The sequence below is a fragment of the Gordonia sp. ABSL11-1 genome, from assembly GCF_030315685.1.
GTDB lineage: Bacteria > Actinomycetota > Actinomycetes > Mycobacteriales > Mycobacteriaceae > Gordonia.
Window position 1 is genome coordinate 21,284 of sequence record NZ_JASXSI010000014.1, and the last position, 26,902, is coordinate 48,185.

Annotated in this window: 21 protein-coding genes; 13 read left to right on the forward strand and 8 right to left on the reverse strand. The window is 62.5% G+C overall.

What is annotated here, in order from left to right; translation table 11 throughout:
* Positions 1-71: 71 nt before the first annotated feature.
* The 4 genes from QSJ19_RS16075 to QSJ19_RS16090 all read left to right on the forward strand — a co-directional run bounded on the left by QSJ19_RS16075 (position 72) and on the right by QSJ19_RS16090 (position 7,168).
* Complete coding sequence (locus tag QSJ19_RS16075) at positions 72-911, forward strand: N-6 DNA methylase (protein WP_286321838.1); 840 nt, start codon at positions 72-74, stop codon at positions 909-911.
* Positions 908-2,179 (forward strand): restriction endonuclease subunit S, encoded by a 1,272-nt coding sequence (locus QSJ19_RS16080; protein ID WP_286321840.1) that lies wholly within the window; start codon positions 908-910, stop codon positions 2,177-2,179. Before QSJ19_RS16075 ends, QSJ19_RS16080 begins: the two co-directional genes overlap by 4 nt.
* A gap of 44 nt (positions 2,180-2,223) precedes the next feature.
* Complete coding sequence (locus QSJ19_RS16085; protein WP_502876202.1) at positions 2,224-5,505, forward strand: type I restriction endonuclease subunit R; 3,282 nt, start codon at positions 2,224-2,226, stop codon at positions 5,503-5,505.
* A 187-nt stretch (positions 5,506-5,692) separates the two neighbouring features.
* Positions 5,693-7,168 (forward strand): P-loop ATPase, Sll1717 family, encoded by a 1,476-nt coding sequence (locus QSJ19_RS16090; protein WP_502876203.1) that lies wholly within the window; start codon positions 5,693-5,695, stop codon positions 7,166-7,168.
* A gap of 47 nt (positions 7,169-7,215) precedes the next feature.
* Here QSJ19_RS16090 and QSJ19_RS16095 read toward each other — a convergent pair whose 3' ends face one another.
* Complete coding sequence (locus tag QSJ19_RS16095) at positions 7,216-9,375, reverse strand: S8 family peptidase (RefSeq protein ID WP_286321843.1); 2,160 nt, start codon at positions 9,373-9,375, stop codon at positions 7,216-7,218.
* Positions 9,376-9,537: 162 nt separating this feature from the next.
* On the opposite strand from QSJ19_RS16095, the gene QSJ19_RS16100 reads away from it, so the two are divergent.
* Complete coding sequence (locus tag QSJ19_RS16100) at positions 9,538-9,786, forward strand: hypothetical protein (RefSeq protein WP_286321845.1); 249 nt, start codon at positions 9,538-9,540, stop codon at positions 9,784-9,786.
* Here the strand turns inward: QSJ19_RS16100 and QSJ19_RS16105 are convergent.
* The 4 genes from QSJ19_RS16105 to QSJ19_RS16120 all read right to left on the reverse strand — a co-directional run bounded on the left by QSJ19_RS16105 (position 9,755) and on the right by QSJ19_RS16120 (position 13,149).
* A complete protein-coding gene (locus tag QSJ19_RS16105) occupies positions 9,755-10,723 on the reverse strand; it encodes an AAA family ATPase (protein WP_286321847.1) in 969 nt (322 codons plus the stop codon). The genes QSJ19_RS16100 and QSJ19_RS16105 overlap by 32 nt on opposite strands.
* Before the next feature lie 188 nt (positions 10,724-10,911).
* The gene (locus QSJ19_RS16110; protein ID WP_286321849.1) at positions 10,912-11,424 is read right to left on the reverse strand and encodes a hypothetical protein; all 513 of its coding nucleotides are present in this window, start codon (positions 11,422-11,424) and stop codon (positions 10,912-10,914) included.
* Between the two features lie 346 nt (positions 11,425-11,770).
* Positions 11,771-12,088 carry a Het-E N-terminal domain-containing protein gene (locus QSJ19_RS16115; protein WP_286321850.1) on the reverse strand — a complete coding sequence of 106 codons (318 nt, stop codon included), beginning with the start codon at positions 12,086-12,088 and terminating at the stop codon, positions 11,771-11,773.
* 260 nt (positions 12,089-12,348) lie between these two features.
* The gene (locus tag QSJ19_RS16120; protein ID WP_286321852.1) at positions 12,349-13,149 is read right to left on the reverse strand and encodes a TIGR02391 family protein; all 801 of its coding nucleotides are present in this window, start codon (positions 13,147-13,149) and stop codon (positions 12,349-12,351) included.
* A 135-nt stretch (positions 13,150-13,284) separates the two neighbouring features.
* On the opposite strand from QSJ19_RS16120, the gene QSJ19_RS16125 reads away from it, so the two are divergent.
* Positions 13,285-14,133: an SDR family NAD(P)-dependent oxidoreductase gene (locus tag QSJ19_RS16125; RefSeq protein ID WP_286321853.1), complete on the forward strand. Its 849-nt coding sequence runs from the start codon at positions 13,285-13,287 to the stop codon at positions 14,131-14,133.
* A gap of 191 nt (positions 14,134-14,324) precedes the next feature.
* Here QSJ19_RS16125 and QSJ19_RS16130 read toward each other — a convergent pair whose 3' ends face one another.
* Positions 14,325-14,969: a TetR/AcrR family transcriptional regulator gene (locus QSJ19_RS16130; protein WP_286321854.1), complete on the reverse strand. Its 645-nt coding sequence runs from the start codon at positions 14,967-14,969 to the stop codon at positions 14,325-14,327.
* A gap of 22 nt (positions 14,970-14,991) precedes the next feature.
* Positions 14,992-16,362: a lipase family protein gene (locus tag QSJ19_RS16135; protein ID WP_286321855.1), complete on the reverse strand. Its 1,371-nt coding sequence runs from the start codon at positions 16,360-16,362 to the stop codon at positions 14,992-14,994.
* Between the two features lie 768 nt (positions 16,363-17,130).
* On the opposite strand from QSJ19_RS16135, the gene QSJ19_RS16140 reads away from it, so the two are divergent.
* From QSJ19_RS16140 to QSJ19_RS16150, 3 genes are read left to right on the forward strand one after another with little or no spacing between them, the layout of a single operon-like run.
* On the forward strand, positions 17,131-17,955 hold the full coding sequence (locus tag QSJ19_RS16140; RefSeq protein WP_286322016.1) for an SDR family oxidoreductase: 825 nt from the start codon (positions 17,131-17,133) through the stop codon (positions 17,953-17,955).
* Between the two features lie 42 nt (positions 17,956-17,997).
* Positions 17,998-19,260, forward strand: coding sequence for an acyl-CoA dehydrogenase family protein (locus QSJ19_RS16145; RefSeq protein ID WP_286321856.1), 1,263 nt, complete (start codon positions 17,998-18,000; stop codon positions 19,258-19,260).
* Positions 19,257-19,886, forward strand: coding sequence for a TetR/AcrR family transcriptional regulator (locus tag QSJ19_RS16150; RefSeq protein ID WP_286321857.1), 630 nt, complete (start codon positions 19,257-19,259; stop codon positions 19,884-19,886). Before QSJ19_RS16145 ends, QSJ19_RS16150 begins: the two co-directional genes overlap by 4 nt.
* Before the next feature lie 577 nt (positions 19,887-20,463).
* On the opposite strand, the gene QSJ19_RS16155 is transcribed toward QSJ19_RS16150, so the two are convergent.
* Positions 20,464-21,423: a phosphotriesterase family protein gene (locus tag QSJ19_RS16155; protein WP_286321859.1), complete on the reverse strand. Its 960-nt coding sequence runs from the start codon at positions 21,421-21,423 to the stop codon at positions 20,464-20,466.
* A 144-nt stretch (positions 21,424-21,567) separates the two neighbouring features.
* On the opposite strand from QSJ19_RS16155, the gene QSJ19_RS16160 reads away from it, so the two are divergent.
* From QSJ19_RS16160 to cysC, 4 genes are all read left to right on the forward strand, one after another.
* The gene (locus QSJ19_RS16160; protein ID WP_286321860.1) at positions 21,568-23,022 is read left to right on the forward strand and encodes a sulfatase family protein; all 1,455 of its coding nucleotides are present in this window, start codon (positions 21,568-21,570) and stop codon (positions 23,020-23,022) included.
* Between the two features lie 103 nt (positions 23,023-23,125).
* Positions 23,126-23,923: a trehalose 2-sulfotransferase gene (stf0, locus tag QSJ19_RS16165; protein ID WP_286321861.1), complete on the forward strand. Its 798-nt coding sequence runs from the start codon at positions 23,126-23,128 to the stop codon at positions 23,921-23,923.
* The gene (gene cysD, locus QSJ19_RS16170; protein WP_286321862.1) at positions 23,920-24,897 is read left to right on the forward strand and encodes a sulfate adenylyltransferase subunit CysD; all 978 of its coding nucleotides are present in this window, start codon (positions 23,920-23,922) and stop codon (positions 24,895-24,897) included. The genes stf0 and cysD overlap by 4 nt, the downstream gene beginning before the upstream one ends.
* A complete protein-coding gene (cysC, locus tag QSJ19_RS16175; protein ID WP_286321864.1) occupies positions 24,897-26,813 on the forward strand; it encodes an adenylyl-sulfate kinase in 1,917 nt (638 codons plus the stop codon). The genes cysD and cysC overlap by 1 nt, the downstream gene beginning before the upstream one ends.
* Positions 26,814-26,902: the final 89 nt, after the last annotated feature.

Here is a 26,902-nt window from a genome sequence, read left to right on the forward strand (position 1 = left end):
TGAATCAGCTTCGCGTAAACTGTCAGTCTTCGGCACAGAGAAGACTGAAGACACGGTCCCTTTGGGCCAAGATGAACCTCGCCCTGCATGGACTCTCCGGCGACATCCGGCAGGCCAACAGCTACTACGAAGACCCACACAAGGCGGTGGGCGCCTTCGACTACGTCATGGCCAACCCCCCGTTCAACGTCGACAAGGTCAAGAAGGACCAGATCGCAGGCGACAAACGATTCCCCTTCGGGCTACCCAAGCCCGACAACGCCAACTACCTGTGGATTCAGGAGTTCTACGCCGCCCTCGGCCCGACGGGTAGAGCGGGCTTCGTCATGGCGAACTCTGCGGGCGACGCTGGTCACTCGGAGAAGGAAATCCGCAGGCAGATCATCGAATCGGGCGCGGTCGATGTGATGGTCGCAATCAGCTCCAACTTCTTCTATACAGTCACCCTCCCGGTGACACTGTGGTTCCTGGACAAGGCCAAGGCAGGAACGCCGCGCGAGGACTCTGTGCTGTTTCTCGACGCCAGACATACATACCGGCAGATTGACCGCGCGCACCGCGACTTCATGCCCGAGCAGATCGAGTTCCTCGCCAACGTAGTGCGGCTTTACCGAGGAGAAAACGTCGAAACGCTCGCTGGCAGCGAGGTATTGCTCAAAGAGCATTTTCCCGATGGTAAGTACGTCGATGTCGCTGGTTTGTGCAAGGTCGCGGCGCGCACCGAGATTGCAGATCAAGGATGGAGCCTCAACCCCGGGCGCTACACGGGCTCCGCCGTCGTGTCCGAGAACGACGAGGACTTCACAGCAAGACTCGAAGAGCTGTATGAAGAATTCACGCGGCTCAGTGACGACGCCGAGGGTCTGCGGTCGAGCGTCGACACCGCCCTTCTGCGGATTCTCCAATCATGAGCCAATGGACCGGTAGACCCATCAAAGATGTGTGCTTCGCGGTCGTGGACTGCGTGAACAAGACTGCGCCATCACAGGCGGAACCCACTCCCTACAAGATGCTTCGGACCACAAACGTGCGAGGAGGATGGGTCGACACAACCAACGTGAAATACGTCGATGAGCCGACGTATGCGAAGTGGACCCGACGGATGGTTCCGGAACCGGGTGACATCATTTTGACCCGCGAAGCGCCCTTCGGCGACGTCGGAATGCTCAGAAGCAATGACCAGGTTTTTCTTGGCCAGCGACTTGTGATGTACCGCCCTGATCCCCATGAGTGCGATCCTGACTTCTTGATGTACAGCATGATGGGACCGACCGTGCAGGCCGAACTTAAGAGCCTTGGCTCTGGGTCGACGGTTGAGCACCTGAGAGTGCCAGACTGCGAGAAGATCACCATTCCTTGTCCTTCGCTGGACGATCAGAAGCGAATCGGTTCGATTCTCCGATCGTTGGACGAACTGATCGAGAACAACAGACGGCGGGTGGAAGTGCTGGAGGAGATGGCGCGAGCCATCTACCGCGAGTGGTTCGTGAAGTTCCGCTACCCCGGCCACGAAGACGTCCTCCTCGTCGACTCCGCCCTCGGCCCAGTCCCCAATGGTTGGGATACACCAAGGCTGTCGAACCTTGTTTCAACGCAGTACGGGTATACGGAATCTGCGTCGAGCGAGCCAATCGGTCCCAGGTACCTGCGCGGGATGGATATTAACAAGAAGAGCTATATCGATTGGTCAACTGTGCCGTTCTGTCACATTGACCCATCGATCAGTCCCAAGTTTAGAATTAGTGTGGGCGATATATTTGTAATACGAATGGCCGATCCGTGGAAAATAGGAATCTGCGAAGAGGATATTGACGCTGTCTTTGCTTCGTATCTAGTTCGCATGCGTCCGAAAAGCGGGCAGCTGATCCCGTATTACTTGTTCTTTACTCTGAGCCACGATGCATATCAAGACTGGGTAACCGGCGCGAGTACGGGTTCGACTCGGAAGAGTGCGAGTGCAAAGGTTATGACAGAGCCGCGCATCATCCTCCCTCCGCAAGGAGTCCAGGTTGCATTTAATGATGCGGTCAGGCCTCTTCGAGAGACGATGAGGAACCTGACTCAGAACAATGCGAAGTTGACTGCACTTCGCGACCTACTCTTACCGAAGCTGGTTACTGGACAGATCGACGTGTCCGCACTTGACCTGGATGCACTGGTGGGAGATCGGGTGGCGTGATGATGGCACGGGGTCCGGAGTACGACTACGTCGAGAAGCCCAGCATGGAGTTGTTGGAAGAACTCGGGTGGACCCCCGTCGATGCGTTCCACGAAGTCCTCGGTGCCGAGGGCACCTTGGGCCGTGACTCCCAGCATGATGTCATCCTCACTCACCGTCTGCGTTTCGCGATGCGCAAACTGAATGTGGAGGACGTGCCCGACCTGTCGATCGAGGAGGCAGTCGAGGTGCTGACTAAAGACCGCTCGGTGATGGATCGAGTTCGCGCCAACCAGGAAGTCTATGACCTGCTGCGCGATGGCTATCAGGCTGAGTGGCTAGATGATAACGGAGACAAGCGAATTGAGGTCCTCCGTTACGTCGACCTGCGAGACCCGTTGAGCAACGATCTGCTGGCGGTACAGCAAATGTGGGTGAAGGGGCCGCTGCACAGCCGTCGCCTTGACGTGGCCCTCTTCGTCAACGGCGTGCCGTTGGTGGTGCTGGAGTTCAAGGAGCCGAATGCGCCGGTCAAGTCGGCCTACGACGACAACTTGACCGACTACCGGGACACTATTCCGCAACTCTTCGTGCCCAATTGCCTTGTCCTGCTGTCTAATGGCAGCGAAGCGAAAGTTGGCTCGACGTATGCGCCGTGGGACTTCTTCTCGGACTGGAAAGTCATCGACGCCTTCGGAGCACGCAGCGAGATCGCTTTGCAGACAGCACTGCGCGGCACCTGCGACCCTGCGACCCTTCTGGACCTATTTGAGAACTTCGTTGCCTACATGGAACGGCCAGGTGGGCTGATCAAGATCGTTGCGCGTTCGCACCAGTACCTGGGTGTCTACGCTGCAATCGAGAATCTTCATCGAGCGCGCGAAGTCCACGACAAACGCCTCGGCGTCTTCTGGCACACCCAGGGATCGGGCAAGAGCCTGTCGATGCTGTGGTTCACCCAGAAGGTACTTCGTCACGTCCGAGGCAAGTGGACCTTCGTAATGGTCACGGACAGAACAGAACTCGACACACAACTCCACGGAGAGTTTGCCGATGCAGGTGCGGTCCCTCCTGAGGCTCGGGTCCATGCCGACTCCATCGTGCATCTCCGGGAACTACTGGCGGCAGACCACCGCTACGTCTTCACCCTGATCCAGAAGTTCCAACCGTTCAAGGGCGAGCGGCAAATGCCGGTGCTGTCCGACCGGTCCGACATCATCGTCATCACCGACGAGGCCCACCGGAGCCAATACGACACTCTCGCTCTCAACATGCGAACGGCACTGCCCAACGCTTCGATGATGGGGTTCACCGGGACGCCGTTGATTGCCGGCGAAGAGCAGGCGACCCGCCAGCAGTTCGGCGACTACGTCAGTATCTATAACTTCGGCGACGCCATCGAAGACGGCGCCACGGTCCCGCTCTACTACGAGAACCGCATTCCCGAGTTACAACTCACGAACGCGGACTTCGCCGATGAGCTCGACGCTCTCCTTGAGGAAGCCGAGCTCGACGAAGACTCTGAGGGAGCCCTGGTTCGCCAATTCGGCACCCAGTACACCCTTCTGACCCGTCCTGAACGCTTGAATACCCTCGCCAAGGATCTTGTCGCGCACTTCGTCGGACGTGGCTTCTCTGGCAAGGCAATGTACGTCGGCCTCGACAAAGCGGCCGCCGTGAGAATGTATGACCTTGTCCAGGAAGCGTGGGCCGAGTACCTCGCCGATCTGAAGCGTCAACACGACGCACTACCGCCGTTGGAGCGACCATGGCTGGCCTCGCGGATCGAGCTGATGGAGACGACGGATATGGCTGTCGTCGTCTCGCAAAGTCAGAACGAGCTGAAGATGCTCGACGACCTCGGCCTCGACATCCGGCCCCACCGCGAGCGCATGAACCGCGAGGATCTTGCCGAGAAGTTCAAAGATCCGGACGATCCGTTGCGGCTGGTGTTTGTGTGCGCGATGTGGATGACAGGGTTCGACGCACCGAGCGTGTCGACCATCTACTTGGACCGCCCGATGAAGAACCACACCCTCATGCAGACCATCGCGCGCGCCAACCGAGTCTTCCCCGACAAGGACAACGGTCTCATCGTCGATTACGTCGGTGTCTTCCGGAACCTGGAGAAGGCACTCGCTGTCTACGGCGCGGCGAAGGAGGGAGACTCGCCGATTGAGATCATCGATGCGCTTGTGCGCGAGCTCGATTCGGCTGTGGCCGACGTGGTCACCTTCTGCGCTGGTGCTGGCGTCGACCTGATTGCGATGCGCGATGCCGAGGGCTTCGACCACGTCGCGAAACGCGACGCCGCTGTCGAGGCTCTGCTGGTCGATGAGCAGACTCGCAACGACTTCACGGTCAAGGCGCGGCAGGTCCGACGACTGTTCAAGGCACTCCTCCCGAATCCGAAAGCCATAGACCAGCAGCGCAACGTCGCCGCGATCCGAGTTCTGGCTGAACGCATTCACGAGGTCACCAAGCCACCGACCCCTGACATCGAAACGGTCGCCGACGCTGTAGACGCACTCTTGGATCGTTCGGTTGGCGCCGAGGAGTATGTCATCCGCGCTGCGGCTGAGGGCAGCGAGCCGGACCCGCTGATTGACCTGTCGCAGATCGATTTTGACGGGCTGGCAGCGAAGCTCGCGGGCCGCAAGCGTGCCGAGACTGACCGGATGGCTCAGCTCCTTCGGCAACAGGCGGTCGGCGCGGCATTGCGTAATCCGACACGGTACGAATTGGTCGAGAGGATCGAGCAGTTGATCGCCGACTACAACGCAGGCAGCGTCAACATCGACGAGTACCTTCGCCGCCTGATCGAACTTTCGAAAACCCTTACTGCGGAGGAGGAGCGAGCGGTCCGCGAGGGCATGAGCGAGGAGGAGCTCGCGATCTTCGACCTCCTCACCCAACCCGACCCCGTCCTCACTGCAGAGGAACGCAAGACGGTTCAGGCAAGTGCAAAGGCCCTACTGGAGCACCTACATGAGAAGCTCGTGCAGGATTGGCGCCGGAAGGTTGACGTGATGAACGACGTCAACAGCACAATCCGCCGGGTCCTCGATGCTAGTCTACCCGAGACGCCCTACACCGTCGACATCTTCCGCGAGAAGGTCCAACTCGTCTACGACCACGTACTCAGCGCCTACGGAGACGACGGCGAGAGCGTCTACAGTCGGCGCGTTGACTTCGGATTTACAGACCAAACCGTAGGGATCGAACCTTCGGGATCGATCGACGTGAACAAGGTTGCTGACGACGTAGTGACGCGGATCCACGCTGATCCGGCATTTGCCGTACGCATCGCCCAACAGCTCGGGCAGCCATCAACTGGCAGTCAGTGATCGTGGTGGAGCGAGTGTTTGCCCGGCTGGTCTCGCAATTGGGTGTGTGCAGTGGTGCGCTGATCGGCGACATAGTCAGAGACAGATCACCGGCTCCGACTGCGTGGTGGTCGCGGGACCTATACTACGGAATGTCAATAAGGAAGAATCACCGTAGCCCGATTTTGCAAACAGAAGGGGGTCGATTGTGGGTAGACCCGCGTATGCAGATCTGTATTTCGGACTAAGCGACGCCGTGAACGAGGCGAAAAAGGATCCAGATCAGTTCTTCAAGAGCTACGTCAATATTGATAACATCGTAGAAGAGGTAATTGCGGGAAATCGAACCTTCGTATTTGGGCCCAAGGGCACTGGAAAGTCGGCTCTTGGGTTGTGGGTCGAGTCCGACATAGATGATGTTTGCGCGCAAGTTAGGGACGCTGCGTCGTTGCCGTTGGCTGATATCCCTAATCTGCAAACGGGCCAAGCCGCGGGCGTGGAGCGCACGGTGACTGCATGGAAGTTCATCCTTCTCTGTAACTATATCGCACTACTGCGTCGAGACAATGCGTGCAAATTAAAGAATACGCGTGAGGTTGATCGTGTGACGCGTCTTCTCCGTGGCTACGGATTTATGGGTGACGCTTCCGGCAAGGCGCTTCTTAAGGTCGCCACAACCACGGTAGAGATTCCAATTCCTAAGGTTGGAAGCATCTACAAGAAAGAATCAAAATCGGCACTGAATATATTCTCGTTAATTCCGTACTTAGAGGACTGGGTATCTTCGGCGGAGTCACCGAATCGGCATGTATTGTTTGTCGACGGGCTCGACTCGATATATCTGAACGACCAACGCTACGACGAGAGTTTGGCAGCATTGGTTCAGGCATCCTATAGGCTGAACCAATCATTGGGTGCAGCCGGAGCGACGGGCTCAATAGTGTTGCTTCTGAGAAACGATGTATTCTCAAGGGTCTCGCTGCGACTGCCCGACTCTCAGAAGATGCGCGATGACTTTGGCGTGGACTTGGACTGGAGAATACTTACTGGATCCGCCGGGCGGCACGCGCCGCTATTCAAACTTGTTAACGACAAAGTCTCTGCTGCGGCAGGTGTGAATCTCGAAGTATTGGACTACTTTCCACAGAAGATCCGAGTCGGCAGCAATCGTGAGATTCCGACCATGCAGTATCTCCTAAATCTGACGCGACACACCCCAAGAGATCTATTACGCCTTTTCGATGAAATTCGAAAGGTTGCAGCGGCCCAAGTGATTCCAAGCGGCCCCGACCGTCTCTCGTACAGCGCCATTCGAGAAGGGGTTGTCCAGTATTCTACAAAGTACTTTGTCAACGCCGTTAAGAACGAGTTCGCTGGCTATGAAGGCGGGCCGGATGCTGCACAAGATGCGGTTACAGCTCTTCAATACCTCGGATCTCAGAAGTTTAGTCGAGATGACTTTAGACGAACCCTATCGGATGCAAAAGGCGTTTCTGCGACGGATCCAGATGTTGACCGCTTGCTCAAGCTCTTGTTCTTCGCTGGAGCTATTGGAAACCTAGTTGGAAACGATAGCTATATGCGCTTTTATCATCGCCGAGACGACTCGGAAATCTACCTGCGCGGCCCGCTGATTCTCCATGGAACCTTGTGTCATGCCTGGAACGTCCCATTCGGAATTTAATTAGAAGGGTGCGCGCCGCGTCTTGTCTAGGTAGTGACGATGTTCCGTCACTCAGTTATGATCTCAGTTGCGATCGGAACCTGGAGTTGAGTCGCAATCGGTGTGTACAGGTCGACGGACTGTTCGCGGGTCCTGAGCGACAGGATCAACGAGTAGCGCACCGGCATATCGATCCGGTCCTGCCGCTTGTTGTTCTTCCACCAGCCACCAGCCGGGTACACAGCGACTGAATTGCATTGTGCCAATTCACTTCCCGTGCCATGCCACTCGTCCTGATGCAGTGATCCGAGGAGGCGCTGACGCTCGCCGAGGAGCCACCTCTCAGAGGTTGTTCCCGCTCCTGCTCGACCGGCTTCTTGAGCTTGAGCGCTGCGGTTGATTCGAGCAACGAACTGCTGGCCGCTCTCCAACGCTCCCTGCAAGTCGAACCGAAGCGAGTGAGACGGATAGGCGTACCGCTGCCGCCATCCGCGTCGCGATGCTGACGGCTCGATGAAGTACGACAGTGTGATCCGAAGCCGAACCGCTGCAGACCCGATATCTTCGAGGGCCTCAGTTGGCCATGGGAGCGTGTGCAGCCGGAATCGGCGCATTGTGTAATTGCTGCCATCGAACGGTACGAACTGGTCCTGGGTGACGAGCGTAACCGCCCGTCGCGATGAGTTGAGGACGGAGGTTACGGTCGGGGCACCCCACCCGTAGCGACGCAGCTGCTCGATCCGAGCGGTTTTGGGCTGATTGGCCTGGACGTTGCGGGCCATCGCCGGTGTCCATTCGGCCTCGTGCGTAAGTAGGCCGCGGATCGTCTCCGGCCAGTAGTCGGGGTACCTCGCCATTGCGAGCGCAGCCAAACGTGCGGCCTGCGCGGTTGCGGCGCTCGTGGCGTTCGCTGAGGTCAGGGCGATGTCATTTGCGTTCCCCGTCGACCGAAGTGAAAGGCCCGGGAGTTTGGTTTCGAACATCTGGCCGCCGTCGGTGAGGACATTGCCGCCCTCCATGCAGATGTCCGGCTTGATCGGTGCGATGCGGTGGCGGAACCTCATCGATGTACGGCTGTGGGGCGACAGGCCGCCAGCCTCTCCCAATACTGACCATCCCGCGTACTGCGGATGTTGGGGCGTTTCGGTCAGGTTGGTAAAGGCACCAACCGTTAGTGCGTTCCATGCTTGGGCGGGATCTTCGATCGCGGCAAGGTCGGAGTGGTCGGCATAGTCCTTCGTGTAGGTGTCGACGTTGCCTGCAGCTACGACGATGAGGCGTGCATTGCCGGGGTCGGGCTCCGAGATGAGCCGGAATCGATTGCCGTCCCTTGTGGTTTCGGTGCCAACTGCAAGGGCATCGACTGCAGCTGACCACAAGGTCGGGTCGCCGGGGTTGTCGGGCCGTGTGCTCAGCGTGAGGGCGAATACGCGGCGGCGTTGAGCGGTAATTTCGGGGAGTGCCACTGCCTGGACCGTGGCGCTTCCGTAGTCCAGGGGATCGATCGGGGCTTCGCGTGGACCGGGCTTCATTCGCACGGACTCGAGGCGATGGCGGAGCTGTACAGGCTCGCGGCTGTGCAGCGCCGCGTCCAGGTTATCGCCGTACAGGGCAAGGCCAGCCATCGACGTGCCGTGACCCTGGGGGTCCGAGTCTGCTCCCGAAGCGCCGATTATGGTGTGCAGGTCCTCGGGAGCGAGGGACGATGCGATCAGCACGTGGCTGCGCAGCACGCCTGTGTCGAGGTGACAAACCGCTGGTGCGCTATCGTCGGCCGTGCTCAAGCGTTCGACCAGGTCCTGGACGTATTCGTCCTGTTCAGGAGCGGGTAGGTCTTCGATCGTCTCGATGAATTCCGGCTTTCGGATCTCCGCCAGCGGCACGACTGTGAACGGCAGCGGTTCGAGTTGGTTCCAGGTGGCCTCGACCCACACTACGAAGCGGTCACGTAACTGGATCGACCGAGGCAGCATTCGAAGCTCGTAGGCACTCACGAACCCATTGATGGCTTGGAAGTCACCGCTCGAAGTGTCGAGCCAAAGCTCCCACCAGTGCTGCCCGTGCACCGGGGGTTCGCCGTCAGACGTCCACAGATCGGCGAGGATGGCTTTGCGGATTCGTGAGATGTTGGCGACGAGGTCTTGATTTGGCGGCTGCCCAGCCTTGGTGCTGCCACTGAGGTAGTCCTCGAACAGCTTCATGAACGCTGCGCGGTCCTCGTCGGCCACCCACACGGTTGCCCGCTCCGGGGTGTCCTTTGTCGCTGGCCTCACTGAAAGTAGCAGCCAGCGAGGCCTTTTCGGAGTCCTTGTGTGGGTAGTCATCCGGTTGAGAGAGTCAAGCTTCAGCGGGTACGACGCATTCTCGCCTTCGAGAACGAGGATCGTTCCTTGCGACTCGAGTTCATCGTCGGAAAGCTCGAAGTTGTCGCGGTCGCTATCGAGTTCATCGAATGCGTCAGTCAGGTCTTGCTTGCGGGCAGCGCCGTGCAAGTCCCGATTTACGCTCCGGCGCTTGAATCCGCCACCTCCACCGCCGGAGTAGCGATCGAAGCTCTCAGCTGTGGTGTATCCCTGAACGTAGAGGTGGTCGAGCGGCTGGTCCTGTTCAGCCAATGGTGGCCGATCGCCGAGCAGTGAGTGCCGCGATGAGATCGTCGCGCTCCACCATCGTCTCGCCTCGCATCAGGACCGATTTGGCCGCAGACTCTGCGGCTTTCACCAAGTCTGCGTGACTAAGCCCCTCTGTGTAGTCGCCGAGCTTCGTTAGACTGCCCTTCTGGACCAGGGAGCCGAGCCGGGCTCGCATCACCGCTGTGGCTTGTCGAGCGTCCGGGAGGGTGTAGTCCAGGACCGCGTCGAAGCGCCGAAAGAGCGCCTTGTCGAGGATGGAGCGGTGGTTTGTGGCCGCGATTACGATCGATTCGGGACTCGAGTTCTCGAGGAATACGAGAAAAGAGTTCAGGATTCGGCGAGCCTCGCCGACGTCGTTTCCCGAGCGGTCGGCGCCTAGCGCGTCGAACTCATCGAACAGGTAGACGCCCCGCTCCGCCGCGACGGAGTCGAATACGATGCGTAGCTTCGCTGCGGTCTCCCCCATGAACTTGCTGAGCAGACCATCGAGACGAACGGTAAACATCGGCAGCGACAGCTCAGTGGCAAGGACCGATGCGGTCATCGTCTTCCCGGTTCCTGGCGGACCTACAAGGAGTAAACGATGCGCGGGTGCGAACCCATGTTCAAGCAGGTTCTTTCGCTGACGCTGCTCAGCGAGCAGTTGCTTGATCTGTGCAGTTCGCTCTGGTGGAGCTACCAGCTCACGAAGGCGAACCTGAGGGTGTGACACCTCCACCAGTTCGGCCAACTCGCCACGAACTCGCGGAAGCGAGGTGACGTTTGAGAGGGGCGCGCGTTCACGGGACGCGTCTACAGCTTCCTTGATGTTGGTGGCAAGGACGTGGTGCCCCTGTCGTGCTTCGCGTGCAGCGATCTGCAGTGCGACGGAGTAGAAGGCTGCGTCGTCGCCTGCCGCGTGATTGCGGACCATCGCGGTGATGTGCTCGCCTAGGCCAGCCATGACGCCTCCCTCCTGGCGGAATCTGCCTGCGTAGATCGTACGGTCTTGCGCGGTGCGCGATACTGATACCTCGCCGAACCGCTGCTTCGGGCAGTGAGCCTGACAATTGGGGTATCCGTCGCGTCGATCGAAGGGCACACCGACATGAGGAGCGCCAGTTGGAGGTGGGCACGATACTTGCTCCCCCTCTAGCTCTCCTCGAGCACAGGTTCTGGTGACTCTCCAAACAGGCGGCGCCAGAGCGCTCCGACCTCGTCGGCGAACTGGATGTCGGCGCGGACCTCGACGGCGCCGTCGACCACGTACAGCACACCTGACGACTGGCCTGCCGGAATGACCCGCGGGAACTGGTCGAGCATCTGCTGCTGAACGTGTTGGATCACCTGAGACATCTGAGGAGAGTTCATCAGGTGGCTGGACATCATGGAGCCGTAACCACCCAGCTGGCCGAGCTGCGACATCTGGGAGCCGAATCCGAACCCCAGCGGGAGCCCTGGGTACATCGACTGCGCCTGCTGCCCAATGGCGTCGAGACCTCCGCTCAGACTCTCAGATAGAGCATCGCGCATGAGTTCGCGCAGTGAGATGTTCCCTTTGGCGGGTCGACACCGATCCGGCGCGCGGAGACCATCTTCCTCCACGGCGTACACATCGACGTCGAGGTCGGTGATTGGGCCGGAGGTGCCATTGTTCACCTTCACGGCCCAGAGGTTCGTCCCGATCGGCACCGCTTCGATCGACACGGTCACTGCGCGGATGCGGCCGCCGCTGTTGCCCGCTTCCGCAGGCGCCCCGTAATTGACATTGGTGATGATGTCTCGGCCAGCGTTGACGTTGCGCTGGGCCGAGGTGAAGGACTGCGCGGGAGCAGACGAAACGTCTACCGCTCCCGCGCCCGTGGAGGGTGGGGCGGCTCCTGAGCGGCGCGAGCCGACACCCCACCAATCCGCACCGAGCCATCCGCGGTGATGTCCTCGGCAATCACGCCGCTACCGCCATCGACGGAGACGTTGACGACTTCGATGTCGCCGCCGACCGAGGCACGACTCAGGGCAACACCGACCGCGCGGGGAGACTCGGCTCCTGCTGTTCGACCGTCTCCAGGAGCATCTGCGCCAGCTCTAGCAGTTCCGTATCCTCGCTGGCGCCTGCCGCAGCGAGCTTCTTCGCCAGCAGCGCGCGGCGCAGTTCCTCGTCGGGTTCCGCCTCAAGACCGCTGATCTCAGCGCTCACGGAGACGTACTTGTTTGTGATCCAGTTCCGCAGCGCTGTGTAGGCGTCGCTGATCACCTTCTTGGTCGTGTCGCGCGCACCCTCGGATGCTCCGATCGCGACTGCCGCGGCGACCATCGTGACGGGTTCCATGTGCTACCTCCTGGCTCTGGCCGAACTCAAGGGACTGACCTGGAATCTAGCCCGTGCTACCGACATTCTCTGGTGCTCAGTCGGATCGACATCTTGGCGGAGGTGCGCGTCTGACAGACACGTATTCGTTCAGACGATTAGGGAGCGCCCGGGCCAAATGGAGATCCAGTAAGCCTCTCGTCGTAGGCACATAGAGTGCATGGCTTCGCAAACAGAGATTGCGGTTGGGTGGCGCAGGACGGCGCGGCTTTACAGTGTCATTATTGCTGGCCAACAAGGCGAGCTTCGGCCCGGTCGAGTGCACGCATAAGAAGGCTCGCCGTCGCAAGCATCTCCATCGCCTCCTGCTCGCCGGTGTGGAGCTTCGGGCCATGTCCGCGTGGGTTGCGGAGCGCCTGGGCTCCCCCCATAAACAGGAACTTGAAGCCCTCGCGTTCGTCCGCCTTCTGGCTTGCGTCTGAGCTGTGAGAAGTGACGTCGAGCGCCGGACTCTGCTCATTGAAAACCGACGTCATCAAACGCTTGCCTATATCAGGGTGTCCGGTTAGCGACTTGACCCGATCTTCGATTGCCTTGAAGGCGTCGAACACGGCATTGTCGTAGTGTCGGCTGGCGACTTGAGAGCCGCTTGCTGTCGAGATCAGTGGATGCAGCCCAGGGAGGCTAACTGGGGTCGGCTGACGTAGCGCGGCCTTCCCTGAGACCACGTCGTACTTCGCGCCAGTGTGATCGAGCCTGCCACCACCGCCAAACGGAGATAGGAGTACTTGCACTTCTCTTAGTCGCATCGTTTTGGTCTTGCCGTTCGGCAGCGTATCCGTCACCTCGTCGCCATCCTCGACGTCGGCATCGACAGCGAACGTGATGCCGTGTTCGTGGCCGAGGTCCTGCCCCTGGATGTCGAACTCGGTCACTGTGCCGTCATCTTCGATGCGGCGTAGGTTCATAGTCTTGCCCTTGATGCCGTGCGGAAGCATGTCCAGCATTCTTCCAGAGCCAGATGACACATTGCGGTACACACCGATGACTTCGCCATACGTGATCGCACCACCACTGTCCACTGATAATGACCAGCAACCGCGCGCCCAAGCCACCGACAAGGCTCAGGCCGCAGTTTTGCGCCTGGGCCTTCGTCGTCGAACGAAACCCCGTGTGCCATCGTCATGGACGACCAACGCAACGAGGGGTGGGAAACGATGGCGTTCAACCGGAAGAGCTTCGAAGCGGCATTCATGGACGTCGTGCAACGTCGGACACTGCTGCCGGCCGGGATCGAGAAGGCTGTCGCCGGACCGGGGCGAGACGTCGACGGACTGACGATCGCCATCACGGGCGCATCGGCTGGGATCGGTCGCCGCGCGGCTGAGCAGCTCTCCGCGCGCGGCGCCCACGTCATCGCGATCGCGCGACGCGAAGACGAACTCCGTTCTCTCGCAGACGAAACCCGCTGCGACTACCGGGTGTGCGACCTCTCCGACGAATCGGCGATCGCCGCCCTCGTCGACGATCTGCGCACATGCGATGTCGACGTGCTGGTGAACAACGCGGGCCACTCGATCCGCCGGTCCATCCTCGACTCGGCCGACCGCCTGCACGACTATCAGCGCACGATACAGCTCAACTACTTCGCCGCGGTCCAACTGACTCTCGGACTTCTGCCCGGGATGGTCGAACGCGGTCGCGGGCAGGTCGTGAATGTCTGCACCTGGGGCTTGATGGCCAACACGTTCCCGCGCTTCTCCGCCTACGCTGCGTCGAAGAACGCCCTGGCCATCTTCGGACGCAGCCTGAACGCGGAGAACCCGCACCCCGGAGTCTGTGCGACCAACATCTTCTATCCGCTGGTTCGCACGGAGATGATCGCGCCGACAGCCGAGTACGCCGACGTCAACGCACTGAGCGCCGACGATGCCGGCGAATGGATCGTGCGCGCCGTCACTCATCAACCGTCGGCGGTGGCGCCGGCCGCGCTACGAGCGATCCTGCCCGCGATCGACTACTTCGCACCCACGGCGGCGAACAAGGCGATCGCATCGTTGACGTAGACACCCACGGGCGAGGCGGGTCGCGCCCGTGGTCACCAGAGGAAGCCCCAGACAGCTCTGAGGATGTTCGTGACGAGATCGTCGATCAATGCGAACATGGTGCACCTCCCTCCGGTGACCTGCAACAGCTGTTTCAACTGTAATGTAGATCTCACCAGCGGTCGATTGTGTTACACCGTTTGCTCGACGCCTCAGCCGGCGGACACCAAGGCCGTCAGGATCAGTGCCAGCGTCTCGGTCAACTCGTCCATCGACGGTGTCGACTCGGCGGTCGCCCACTCATAGACGAACGCGTTGACCGACCCGATGAAGGCCAACGCCTGCCATGGCGCGATGCCGAGCGTCCCGTGGTCGGAGGAACCGTCGCCGAGCACGACCTCGGACCTCTCGACGAGCGCTTCGATCAGGCTCGCCCAGCTCTCGCGTGTCTCCTGGCGATGCTTCTCGAAGTCGGCGCTGACCCCGACGGCCTCGATGAAGGCGATCCGGATCCGGTCGCGGTCGCCGAACGACTGCACATACGCGCGGATGGCGGACCGGATGAAGTCGTCGGCCGTCGTCGGGTCGTGCCGTTCGATCGCCTCGATGACGACCCGCCGGGCACGGTTGTTGATGTCGTCGTAGACCACCCGCATCATGTGCTCTTTGTCGCGGTAGAGCTCATAGAACTGGCGGCGCGACAGCTTGCTCGCCGAGCAGATGTCTGCCACCGAACTCTGCGCGTACCCCTTGTGTGCGAATGTCATCACCGCCGCCGCCTCGAATCGCCGCCGCCGGTCCTCGCGGCGGTCCTCCAACGAGAGGCCACCATAGGAGCGGTCGGCGCGTGCGGTCACCGCCTCATCGTATGGTGTCGCGCTAGCGCGGCGGCGACCCGAGCGTCTTGCCGAACAGCCCGGCGAGGTCGTCGCCCACCACCGCCACGAACTCGCGCTGCGCAGCGGGATCGAGCGCCATCGATCCCTCATCCGCGGTTCGGCACCCACGATCCACCGGCCGACCCTCGATCCTGTCCCGGAGCCACAACATCGCTCGCGGCGCTCCGGAGATCTCGGCGGTGATGTGCTCGCTGAAGTTATCGCGGGTGTAGCGGACCTGCGCACCCTTCCGGCAGTACGACGACACCATCGTCGAGACCTGCCCGACCGGGATCAACTCGTCTGGGTTCGAATTCCACACGAAGAGAGGAACATCCGGAGCGGTGCGCCCCAGTCGGGTCTCGGCGACGACCCGTCGCACTGCCGGAGCCCGCATCGGGTCGCCGGGATAGTCGATCATGCCCTTGAGATTCAGGAACGGGGCGAACAGGGTCTGATACTGCACACAGAGTGGCTGCTTCGCCACCATCAGCGCCTGGCCGAGCGGGTTCAGATGCCGGGCGAGGAAGTCGTGGAAGTATGGATACTCGCGCGAGAGCCCCATGATCGCGGCCATGATCATGCCGGCGAAGAGCTGACCGTTCCCGTTGTTCAGGACCACACCCAGGTCGGCGGGCACACCGCCTTCGGCCGCGCCGACGATGTTCAGGTCGGGTGCATAGCTACGGCGGAGTTCGGCTGCGTGGCCGGTCGCGATGGCACCACCGGAGTAGCCGTACAGCGCCATCGGCGACGAATCCGTCACGCCGAGACGGGAGAACGCCTTGGCGGCCCGCATGCCGTCGAGGGTGATCCGTCCGGCCAGGGGACCGGCCGCATACGCCGACCGTGGGCCTTGATGATCCGGGATGGACACGGCGTAGCCCTGCTGCAGGAACCCCTGCGCTATGAGGAACTCGAGCGGAACCGTGATCTGGCCGCCGACGGTCGACAGCGAGAACTGTTGGAGCGCATACGACGGCGCGCAGTAATGGCCGAGCGAGTCCTCGGCGAGCTGAGCGGAGACGAGTGGACGAGGTCGCGCCGACGTCCCTCGCGGTTTCAGGAGTGTGGTCACCGCGGGGATCGCGGCGCCGCGGGAATCGGTGGAGCGGAACGACACCTGCCAGGCATCGACATTCAGCGGGATCAGACCGGCATTGGCGACCGTGATCTGTCGGGCCGCGATGATCTCGCCCGGTTGCTTGGCTGCGTAGGCCGACCGTGGCGGTGCGTAGAACGCCGTATCGAACTCGGGCGGGCTGGGAAATGTCGCGCCTGGGGTCACCGTTGGCGGCGTGGGAGCTGCCCCGGCCGACGTCGCTGGCACCAGCACCACGAGAACTGCACACAATCCCACCAGCAGACGCACGTCGAACCTCCCCAGAGTGAAACGTCGATGTTTCAGATGCAGAGGAAGCTACACCGCTGTGTGCTGGGCCACAAGAGCCGCAGTGGCCCTGAACGTGCGAAACGCTCGGCCTCACCGCGATTGCTTCTGGCCGCCCGGGGAGCGCGGCGCAACTGTCAGAGTTGAGAGGGGTTTGACAACTCTGACAAAACGTAAACAGTCGAGGTGAGGACCGAGCGGTCACATCAGAATGCGGCGCTCAGACGCGCCGATTGATCAGCCAGCGCCGAAGCCGGATCCGATGAGGTTGAAGATGGCATTCAGGAACTGCTGGAACAGATCGATAAGCATGTGCGTCACCTCCTTCATACGTTTATGTCGCCGATCCGGAAGTGACCTTCCGACGTCGACGCATCCGATTTCTCGGAATTACCTTGATTCCCCCACATTCGTTGTGCTGCAACCATGTTCGGCAGAGTTGCAAGCGGTTGAATGTCAGGTTCACCGTGATTCAGAGTCTACGACGACGGCGACGAGATTCGCCACTATTCGTGAAAATTCCGATCATGTATTCACGGTTACCCAGCTGAACTCGGCCTAAACCGGTCACTGCGCATTAGTTATCGCCATCCTCTTTCACATTGTTTTCAACGAATGTTGTGAGGCTGATGATGTCAACAATGGATCCGAGAATGCGCACACTTGAACATGAACGCATCTTCAAGTACGGTGACGCCAACCCTGATGGCGGCGTGGATGGCTCCGCGCGACGAGCACGAGGATGTGGTCATGCAGCTGGACAACACGGTCGCGATCGTGACGGGCGGCGCCGGCGGAATAGGCGCGGCTGTGGCGAAGGCACTGGTCGGCAAGGGTTCGCGAGTGGTTCTGACCGACCTCGACGCGTCCGCACTCGAGACCGTGGCCGCCTCAATCGACCAGGATTCTGCGGGATCGGTTGCGACCCTCGCGGGTGACGCGTCGTCCACGGACCACATGGAGGCGGCGATCGCGCGCGCGGAGTCTCGGTTCGGTCCGGTCGACCTCTACTTCGCCAACGCCGGGATCGGCGGAGCTCCAGGACTTTTCGCGTCTGACGACGAGTGGGCGCAGGTCGTCGACGTCAATCTCATGGCGCACATCCGAGCGGCGCGACGTCTGGTGCCCGAATGGGTAGACCGTGGCAGCGGATACTTTGTGTCGACCGCGTCGGCGGCCGGCCTGCTGACCCAGCTCGGTTCGGCCACGTATTCGGTGACCAAGCACGCGGCGGTCGGATTCGCCGAGTGGCTGAACGTGACCTATGGCGACCGGGGTGTGCGCGCGAGTTGCCTGTGCCCGATGGGCGTCGACACCAAGCTGTTGCGGCCGGACGATGCCCCGACCGACACCGGCGCACTGCTGATGCAGCGCGCGGTGGAGACCGCCGGTCGCGTGCTGACCACCGACGAGGTCGCCGGCGTCGTCATCGACGCTCTCGACGACGAGCGCTTCCTCATCCTTCCCCATCCCGAGGTCCTCGAGATGTACCGGCACAAGGGCGCCGACTACGACCGCTGGCTGCGCGGCATGCGTCGCTATCAGGCCGGCCTCGAAGAATCCCTGACCTACTAGACCGACCTAGATCCCCATCCGCTCACCTCGGAGGAGCCCCACATGGACCTGCTCAACCCGTCCGACCGTTCGGAGAAGTACCGCGCCCAGCTACTCGATTTCATGGGCGTGCACGTCTATCCGAACGAGAAAGTCTACGACCAGCAGATGCGCGAGTCGGAGAACCCTCATGCGACCCCACCCATCCTCCTGGAGCTCAAAGCGAAGGCCAAGGAAGCGGGTCTGTGGAACCTCTTCCACCCGCATCCGGAATGGGGTCCCGGTCTCTCGAATCTCGAGTACGCCCCCCTCGCCGAGATCATGGGCCGCGTCGTGTGGGCCCCCGAGGTGTTCAACTGCAACGCCCCCGACACTGGCAACATGGAGGTGCTGACCCTGTTCGGCACCGACGCGCACAAGGAGCGCTATCTCAAGCCTCTCCTCGACGGTGAGATCGCCTCCGCCTTCGCGATGACGGAGCCCGCGGTTGCGAGCTCTGACGCCACGAATGTCGAGCTGTCGATGGTGCGCGACGGCGACGAGTACGTCCTCAACGGTCGGAAGTGGTTCGCGTCGAACGCGGTTCGACCGGATTGCAAGGTGCTGATCGTGATGGGCAAGACGGATCCGGCCGCGCCGACACATCGTCAGCAGTCGATGATGGTCGTACCGACCGATGCGCCCGGGCTCACCATCCTGCGAAACCTGCCGGTGTTCGGATACGTCGATCGGGAGAGCCACGGCGAGTTGGTGTTCGAGAATGTTCGAGTGCCGGTCGAGGACGTGCTCAAAGGTGAAGGTGAGGGATTCGCCATCAGCCAGGCGCGTCTGGGACCCGGCCGCATCCACCACTGCATGCGCACCATCGGCGTGGCCGAGCGGGCCCTCGAGCTCATGTGTGCTCGCGCCTCGCAGCGCGTCACCTTCGGTCAACCGATCGCGGATCGCGCGAACATCCAGGACTGGATAGCGGAGGCGCGCATCGACATCGAGATGGTTCGACTGCTGACGCTCAAGGCCGCCTACATGATGGACACCGTCGGCAACAAGGCGGCGGCGACCGAGATCGCCGCGATCAAAGTCGCCGCACCCAACATCGCGCTGACGATCATCGACCGCGCGATCCAGGTCCACGGGGGTGGCGGTGTGACCGACGACTTCCCTCTGGCAATGGCATACGCGCACATCCGGACTCTTCGCCTGGCCGATGGGCCCGACGAGGTGCACAAGCGGGCCATCGCACGTCGTGAACTGCGGCCGTACCGCACGGCGGACGCGCCCGAGTCGGTCTCCGGCGTCTCGGATCAGGCACTCGTCTCGCGATGACGAGCGGCGGCCCTCGGGGGCGGCCGGTCACTGCTCGTGGGGAGCGAACGCGGGCGGCCCTGATCGTCGCCGCCCGCACCGTCTTCGAGCGTGACGGGTTCAGTGACTCGCGGCTGACCGACATCACCGCAGAGGCCAGTTGTGCGACGGGGTCGTTCTACACGTACTTCGACAGCAAGGAAGACATCCTCGACGCGGTTCTCGCGGAGGCGCAGGAGGACATGCTGCATCCCGGCATGCCCCACGTGGAGCCGGAATCCGACGACGATCCGACCGCGATCATCGAGGCCGCCAACCGGGCCTATTTCGAGGCATACCGCCGCAATGCCCAGTTGATGCTGGTGCGGGAGCAGGTCGCCGGGATCAGTCCGGAGTTCCGGGACATCCGGCGACAGCGTGGAGAGGTGTTCGCGGAGCGGAATGCGAAACTCATCCGGGATCTCCAGTCCCGCGGTCTCGCCGATCCGGACCTCGATCCCCTCGCTGCCGCACGCGCGTTGTCCGGGATGGTCTCCCGAATGGCCTATCACTGCTTTGCCCTCGACGACGAGATCCCGATGGACGAGCTGGTCTTCACCGCAACTCGATTGTGGGTCAATGCGATCGGGCTGCGCAGGAGTTCGTGACGCTCCGTCGACCCCCGACAAGCCGACGGAGCGACCGGCTCGGTCTCACTGAGAAGCCTTGAGGCTCAGAGCGATCGGATGACCAGGGCAGGAGTTGGGGGGGAACTCCCGATCGGGTTCGTCAGATCGTGCTGTCGGTGAGGGCCGGGCCGGCCGCATGCTGTCCTGTGGACCGCCAACGGTCAGAAAGCGCTGCCGATGATGTTGAAGATCGCGGTCAGGAACTGCTGGAAGAGATCGATAAGCATGGAATTCACCTCCTCTCCATTGAGCAGAAGAACTGCGGGCTGGGTGGCTCACAATCACCACACGTAGAAGGAGTCGGAGATGCTTCACGATTTGTTACACGCGCCGAAGAGAAATTCTTGACACCGAAGAATCCGCAGCTCAGGTGCTCTGACCAGCGAGTTCAACGGTTGTTGCACTCTGGGATCGATCGATCCAACAGATGTAGAGATTAGACAGGTTTGCGCCGAAGAATCGTCACTCTGTTTTCAACAAACGTGGAAACACATTCCGAAAAAGTGTCCGCTTTCCGAACGGGGCGCTTTAGGAATGTCTCTCCCCGTCGACCGATTCACTCGAAGTAGCGGCGCGGTACGTCGACGAGCATCGTCTGGATCGCCGCATCGCTGACACCGCGGTCACGCAACGCGGGCAAGACGTCCTCGCTGATGTGGCGGTAGTTCCACTTCGGCACCGCCTGCTTCTTGGCCTCGGGGTCGAACCAGTCGATGAAGCACGCCGCATCGTGCGCGAGTGCCATCCGATCGGCGTAACCCCGCTCGACGAGCGCCACAACCGTGTTGATCCGGTCCTCGAACGGCAGCAGAACGTCGAGCCCGAAGCGATCCATGCCGAGGATCGATCCGGCGTCGGCGAGTTTCATCAGGTAGTCCAGGTCGGTCGAGTCACCGGAGTGTCCGATCACCACCTTGGTCAGGTCGGCGCCCTCCTCGGCGAGGACCTTCTGGGCCACCAGCCCGGACTGGGTGTGCGGATTCGTGTGCACCGTGATGGGCGCGCCGGTCTGCACGCTCGCCGCACCGACCGCTCGCATGACCCGCTCGACACCCGGTGTGAGCCCCTGTTCCTCGATCGCGCACTTGAGAAAGGCGGCCTTGACGCCGGTGTCCGCGATGCCCTCGGTCAGGTCCCGGACGAAGAAGGTGACCAGCGGTTCCGGCACGTCGAACAGCAGGCCGGGACCCGTGTAGTGGAACTGGAACGGGATGTCGTTGTAGGTGTACAGACCGGTCGCGACGACGATCTTCAGGTCGATCTGTTCAGCGATGCGCTGGATCCGTGGGATGTAGCGCCCCAACCCCAGTACCGTCGGATCCAGGATCGTGTCCATCCCCAGGCTCTTCAGCTCCCGCAGGTCGGCCACCGCATCGGCGATCTTCTGCTCCTCGTCCCAGTCGTACTGGTAGTTCTCCCGATACTCCTCACCCAGGACGAAGACGTGCTCGTGGACGAGGACGTTGCCGAGATCAGCGGAGTCGATTGGGCCGGTGACGGTGTTGACGGTGCTCATGCGGCTCCTTCGTGAGACGGTCGACGACGCTGTCGACTGTGTTCTGGATCACTTTTTGATCACTGGGCCGAACACTATGTGCGGATGAGTTCGACTTCAAGGAGCGCCCCGTGCAGGTGAACGCGTTTCATGCATGATGGACGGATGCCGACCCCGCACTCCGACATCGCGGCGGGTCCCGACGCGCAGAGCAGCGCCGCGCCGCGTGAGAACGTCCTCCTGATCCACTGGCACGACCTCGGACGCCACCTCAACTGCTACGGGATCGACGGTGTCGAGAGCCCGAATCTCGATGCACTCGCCGCCGAGGGCATCCTGCTGACCGACGCCCACTCGACGGCGCCGCTGTGCTCGCCTGCCCGCGGCTCTGTGTTCACTGGGCGGTATCCCCACCGGAACGGCCTGGTCGGGCTCGCCCATCACGGATTCGAATACCGCAGCGACGTCCGCACCCTGCCCGCGGTGCTCACCGAGGTGGGCTACCGCACCGTGTTGTTCGGCATGCAGCACGAGAGTGCCGACCCGACGAGCCTCGGATTCGAGACCGTCGACGTCTCGGATTCCCTCTGCGACTACGTGGTCGCCCGATCGCAGGACTGGCTTCGCGACCACGTCCATGCGTCGGACGAGCGGCCGTTCCTGCTGACGGCGGGATTCTTCGAGACCCACCGGCCCTACCCGGCCGAGCAGTACAAGCATGCCGAACCGGCGTCGGTGACCGTGCCGTCGTTCCTCCCCGACACCGCGGACGTCCGCGAGGATCTCGCCGGACTGCACGGCAGCATCACCCAGGCCGACGCGGCCGTCGGCCGGCTGCTGGACACCCTCGCCGAACTCGGTCTCGACGAGACGACCTGGGTGGTGTTCTTCACCGACCACGGATTGGCGTTCCCGCGGGCGAAATCCACGCTCTACTCGGAGGGCACCGGGATCGCGTTCATCATCCGGCCACCTGGACGTCGCGACGTGACGCCGCGCAGTTACGACGACCTGTTCTCCGGCGTCGACCTCACACCGACCCTCCTCGAGTTGCTGTCGGTGCCCTCGCCGTCGGGCGTCGACGGCACGTCGCACGCCGCGTCGCTGCTCGACGATTTCGAGAACTCGGTTCGGACAGAGGTTTTCACCGAGAAGACCTACCACGACGCCTTCGACCCGATCCGCGCCGTCCGGACCAAGGACTTCAGCTTCATCGAGAACTACGCGGAACGCCCGGGGTTGCTGCTCCCCCTCGACATCGCCGACAGCCCATCGGCGCGCTCGCTCGACGCGGATCAGATCGGCCGTCCCCGTCCGCGGCACGAACTCTACGATCTCCGAAGCGATCCCGACGAGCTCACGAACCTGGCCGACGATCCCGCCTACGCCGAGGTCCGGGATCGCCTGCAGCGGACGCTCGACGACTGGCGGTCGGAAACCGATGACGTGATCCCCGATGAACACGAGGGCAACGCGGTGGCGGAACAATTCATGGCCGATTTCTACGCCAAGGCGGCGACGAAGAAGCCGGACGAGGACAAGTTGCCGTCCCGGCGCCCCCGGGGAGAACGGCGCGAACTCCACGGCGAGATCAGCACAGGCGGCGACCGCGAGCACTGATTCCGAACCGAAGCACACGGGTGCGAATTTGTAAAGATTTTGCACTCCACTGACCGTAAATGCCCAGCTTGCGGGCGGTTTTCGCGCCGCTACACTGATCCGCGTGTCGGACGTTTCGAACTATCTCGTGTGCGCGAGCCAGCGCAGCGGCAGCACTCTGCTAGTGGAGTCGCTCGCCGCGTCCGGCGTGGCGGGTAAACCGCAGGAGTTCTTCCAGTACTTCGCGAGTTCGTCGCAGGCGCCGCAGCCCCGCGAATGGTTCGCCGGGGTGGCCGACCCGGAGATCCTCGACCTGCTGGCCGAGGTCGACCCCGGGGTCGTCGACGTTCGCGACAGCGACGAATGGAAGGCCGACATCCTCGACCAGGGCCGCTCCCCCAACGGGGTCTGGGGCGGAAAGCTGATGTGGAATCAGACGCCGCTGCTCATCGCACGTTCCCGCGTCGGGTCGGGGTCGTTGCGAACCGCGATCAGGTCCCTGTTCGCCGGCGACGATCCGGTCTACGTGCACGTCTACCGAGAAGACGTTGTACCGCAGGCCATCTCGATGTGGCGCGCGGTGCAGACACGCATCTGGCGTGACGAGGACGGCATCCATTCGGCCGGCGAGGACGGCGCGGTCTACCACGCCGGCGGCATCGCGCACCTCGCCGAGATCCTGCTCGAACAGGACCGCAACTGGCGGCGCTGGTTCGACTCGGAGGGCATCGAGCCGGTCGAGGTCGGCTTCACCGACCTGGTCCAGAACCCGACCCGCACCACTGCGCGTGTACTCGAGGCGATCGGTCAGGATCCCGACCTCGCTCCGCCGCCACCACTCAAACCCCAGTCCAACGCGCGCTCCAAGGACTGGGCGCAGCGCTATCGCCACGACGCCGAACGGAACGGACTTCCCCGATGACCGCAGAGACCACGGTGGCCGACAGCCCGGCAGCGTCCGCGCAACCCGCCACCGACTTCGACCACGTTGCCGCACTTCGAGTTCTGGAGTCCGAGTCGGTCCACATCATCCGCGAGGTGGTGGCCGAACTCGAACGGCCAGTGCTCCTGTTCTCCGGCGGGAAGGACTCGATCGTTCTTCTTCGTCTGGCGGAGAAAGCCTTTCGCCCACATCCCTTGCCGTTCCCGATCCTGCACGTCGACACCGGGCACAACTTCGACGAGGTCATCGAGTTCCGCGACCGGCGCGTCGCCCCGACCGAGGAGAACCCGGCCGGGATCAAGCTGATCGTCGCATCGGTGCAGGAGTCGATCGACTCGGGTCGGATCGCCGAGTCGACGGATCCGTCCGGGTCCCGGAACCGGCTGCAGACCCGCACGTTGCTGGATGCCTTGGAGGCGGGCGGTTTCGATGCCGCGTTCGGCGGGGCCAGGCGCGACGAGGACCGTGCGCGAGCGAAGGAGCGGGTGTTCAGCTTCCGCGACGAGTTCGGCCAGTGGGACCCGAGATCGCAACGGCCCGAGCCGTGGTCGATCTACAACGGGCGGATTCGCCGTGGCGAGTCGGTCCGCGTCTTCCCGCTGTCCAACTGGACCGAGACCGACATCTGGCGCTACATCGAGATCGAGGACCTGGACCTGCCGTCGATCTACTACGCGGCCGAGCGCGAGGTGTTCGACCGCGACGGCATCCTGCTCGCCGTCTCCCCGTTCAGCCAACCGCGCGACGGTGATCCGGTGAGCACGGAGTGGGTCCGCTACCGCACCGTCGGCGATCTCACCATCACCGGGGCCGTCCGGTCCCGGGCGACCACGATCCCCGAGATCATCGCCGAGATCTCCGACGCCACGGTCTCCGAGCGAGGCGAGACCCGGGCCGACGACCGTACGTCGTCAGCCGCCATGGAAGACCGGAAACGCGAGGGATACTTCTGATGAGCACCGCTGTCTCCCCGGAGCGATCCGGTTCCCCCGTCGACGTCCATCATCGGCAGATCCTGCGGCTGGCCACCGCCGGGAGCGTCGACGACGGGAAGTCCACACTCATCGGCCGATTGCTGCACGACACCGGCAGCCTGCCGACCGATCATCTCGAGGCCGTCACCGACGACGAGGGCGTGGCCGACCTCGCCGCGCTGTCGGACGGGCTGCGCGCCGAACGCGAGCAGGGCATCACGATCGATGTGGCCTACCGCTTCTTCTCCACCGACAGCCGCAGCTATGTCCTCGCCGACACCCCGGGTCACGAGCGATACACCCGAAACACCTTCACCGGCGCATCCAACGCCCACGTCGCCGTTCTTCTGGTCGACGCCCGCAACGGTTTACAGGTGCAGACGCGTCGCCACGCGCGGATCGCGACCGTCGTCGGCGTGCCTCACGTCATCGCCGCAGTGAACAAGATCGACCTCGTCGACTATTCGGCGGAACGCTTCGCCGAGATCGAGGCCGCCCTCGCCGAGCTCGCCACGCAGGTCGGCATCGATCACATCCTCGCGATCCCGGTCGCGGCCAAGCACGGGGACAACGTCGTTCACCGATCGGCGAACACACCGTGGTACACCGGTCCGACCCTGCTCGAGTACCTGGAGGACGTCGAGCTCGTCGCGCCCAGTCCGACGACCGACGAGTTGCGCCTGCCGATCCAGTGGGTGTCCCGTCCGACCGAACGCCACCGGCGTCGCTATTACGGTCGACTGGCGGCCGGGCGTCTGCACGTCGGCGACGAGGTGACCGTGCTGCCCTCGGGCAACAGCAGCGTGGTGACCGCCGTCGACACCCTCGACGACGAGCGCGAGTTCGCCGTTGCGCCACTGTCCATCTCGGTCGAACTCGCCGACGACATCGACGTCGGCCGCGGTGACGTGATAGTCAGCGCCGCCGAGTCCGCGCACGTCCCGGTGCTGGCCCGCGAACTCGACGCGACCGTGTGCTGGTTGGCCGAGAGCCCGCTCCGCGCCGGCGATCGTCTGGCACTCAAACACGGTGCGGCGACTGTTCGCGCCACCGTCCAGTCGCTGGAGCGACGACTGGACCCGGAGACCCTCATCGAGCAGGTGGGTCCGGGATCGTTGGGACTCAACGACATCGGCGTCATCACGCTGCGTACATCGTCGGTGATCGTGGCCGACCGGTATGTGGAGAACCGTGACACCGGAGCCTTCATCCTGATCGACGAGTCGACCAACGACACGGTCGGCGCCGGGACGATCGCCGAACCACGAGAGGTCGTGCCGGGCACGGCGACCCGCAACGACATCAAGTGGCACCCGAGCTCATTGGGCCGCCCGGAACGGTGGCAGAAGACAGGACAGCGCGGAGGGACCGTGTGGCTCACCGGTTTACCGGCATCCGGCAAGTCGACGGTTGCGGTCGCCCTCGAACGCGAACTCGTCAACCGTGGTCGGGTCGCCTACCTCATCGACGGCGACAACATCCGGCACGGCATCTCCGACGACCTCGGCTTCTCGCCTGGCGATCGGGCGGAGAACATCCGCCGTGTCGGACATCTGGCACGACTGTTCGGCGATGCGGGTGTGGTGTCGATCGCGTCGATGGTGTCGCCGTTACGGTCGGACCGGGAGATCGCGCGTGAACTCCACCAGGCCGCCGATCTCGACTTCATCGAGGTCCACGTGAGCACCCCGGTCGCCGAATGTGAGCGCCGAGATCCGAAGGGGCTCTACGAGCGTGCGCGGCGTGGGGAACTGAAGGGCCTGACCGGGGTGGACGCACCTTACGAGAAGCCGCAGGATCCCGACCTCCGGTTCGACACCACCGGGGAGGACGTCGAGGAGCTCGCCGGCCGCGTGGTCGCCGTGCTCGTGGAGCGCGGCATCATCGACGCCTGAGGGCGCCTCGGGATTCGTCACCGGTCATTCGACTGGACGAGGTGACAACCGCCGCACCGGTTCCGGGCGCTAGGCTCCATCCGACAATT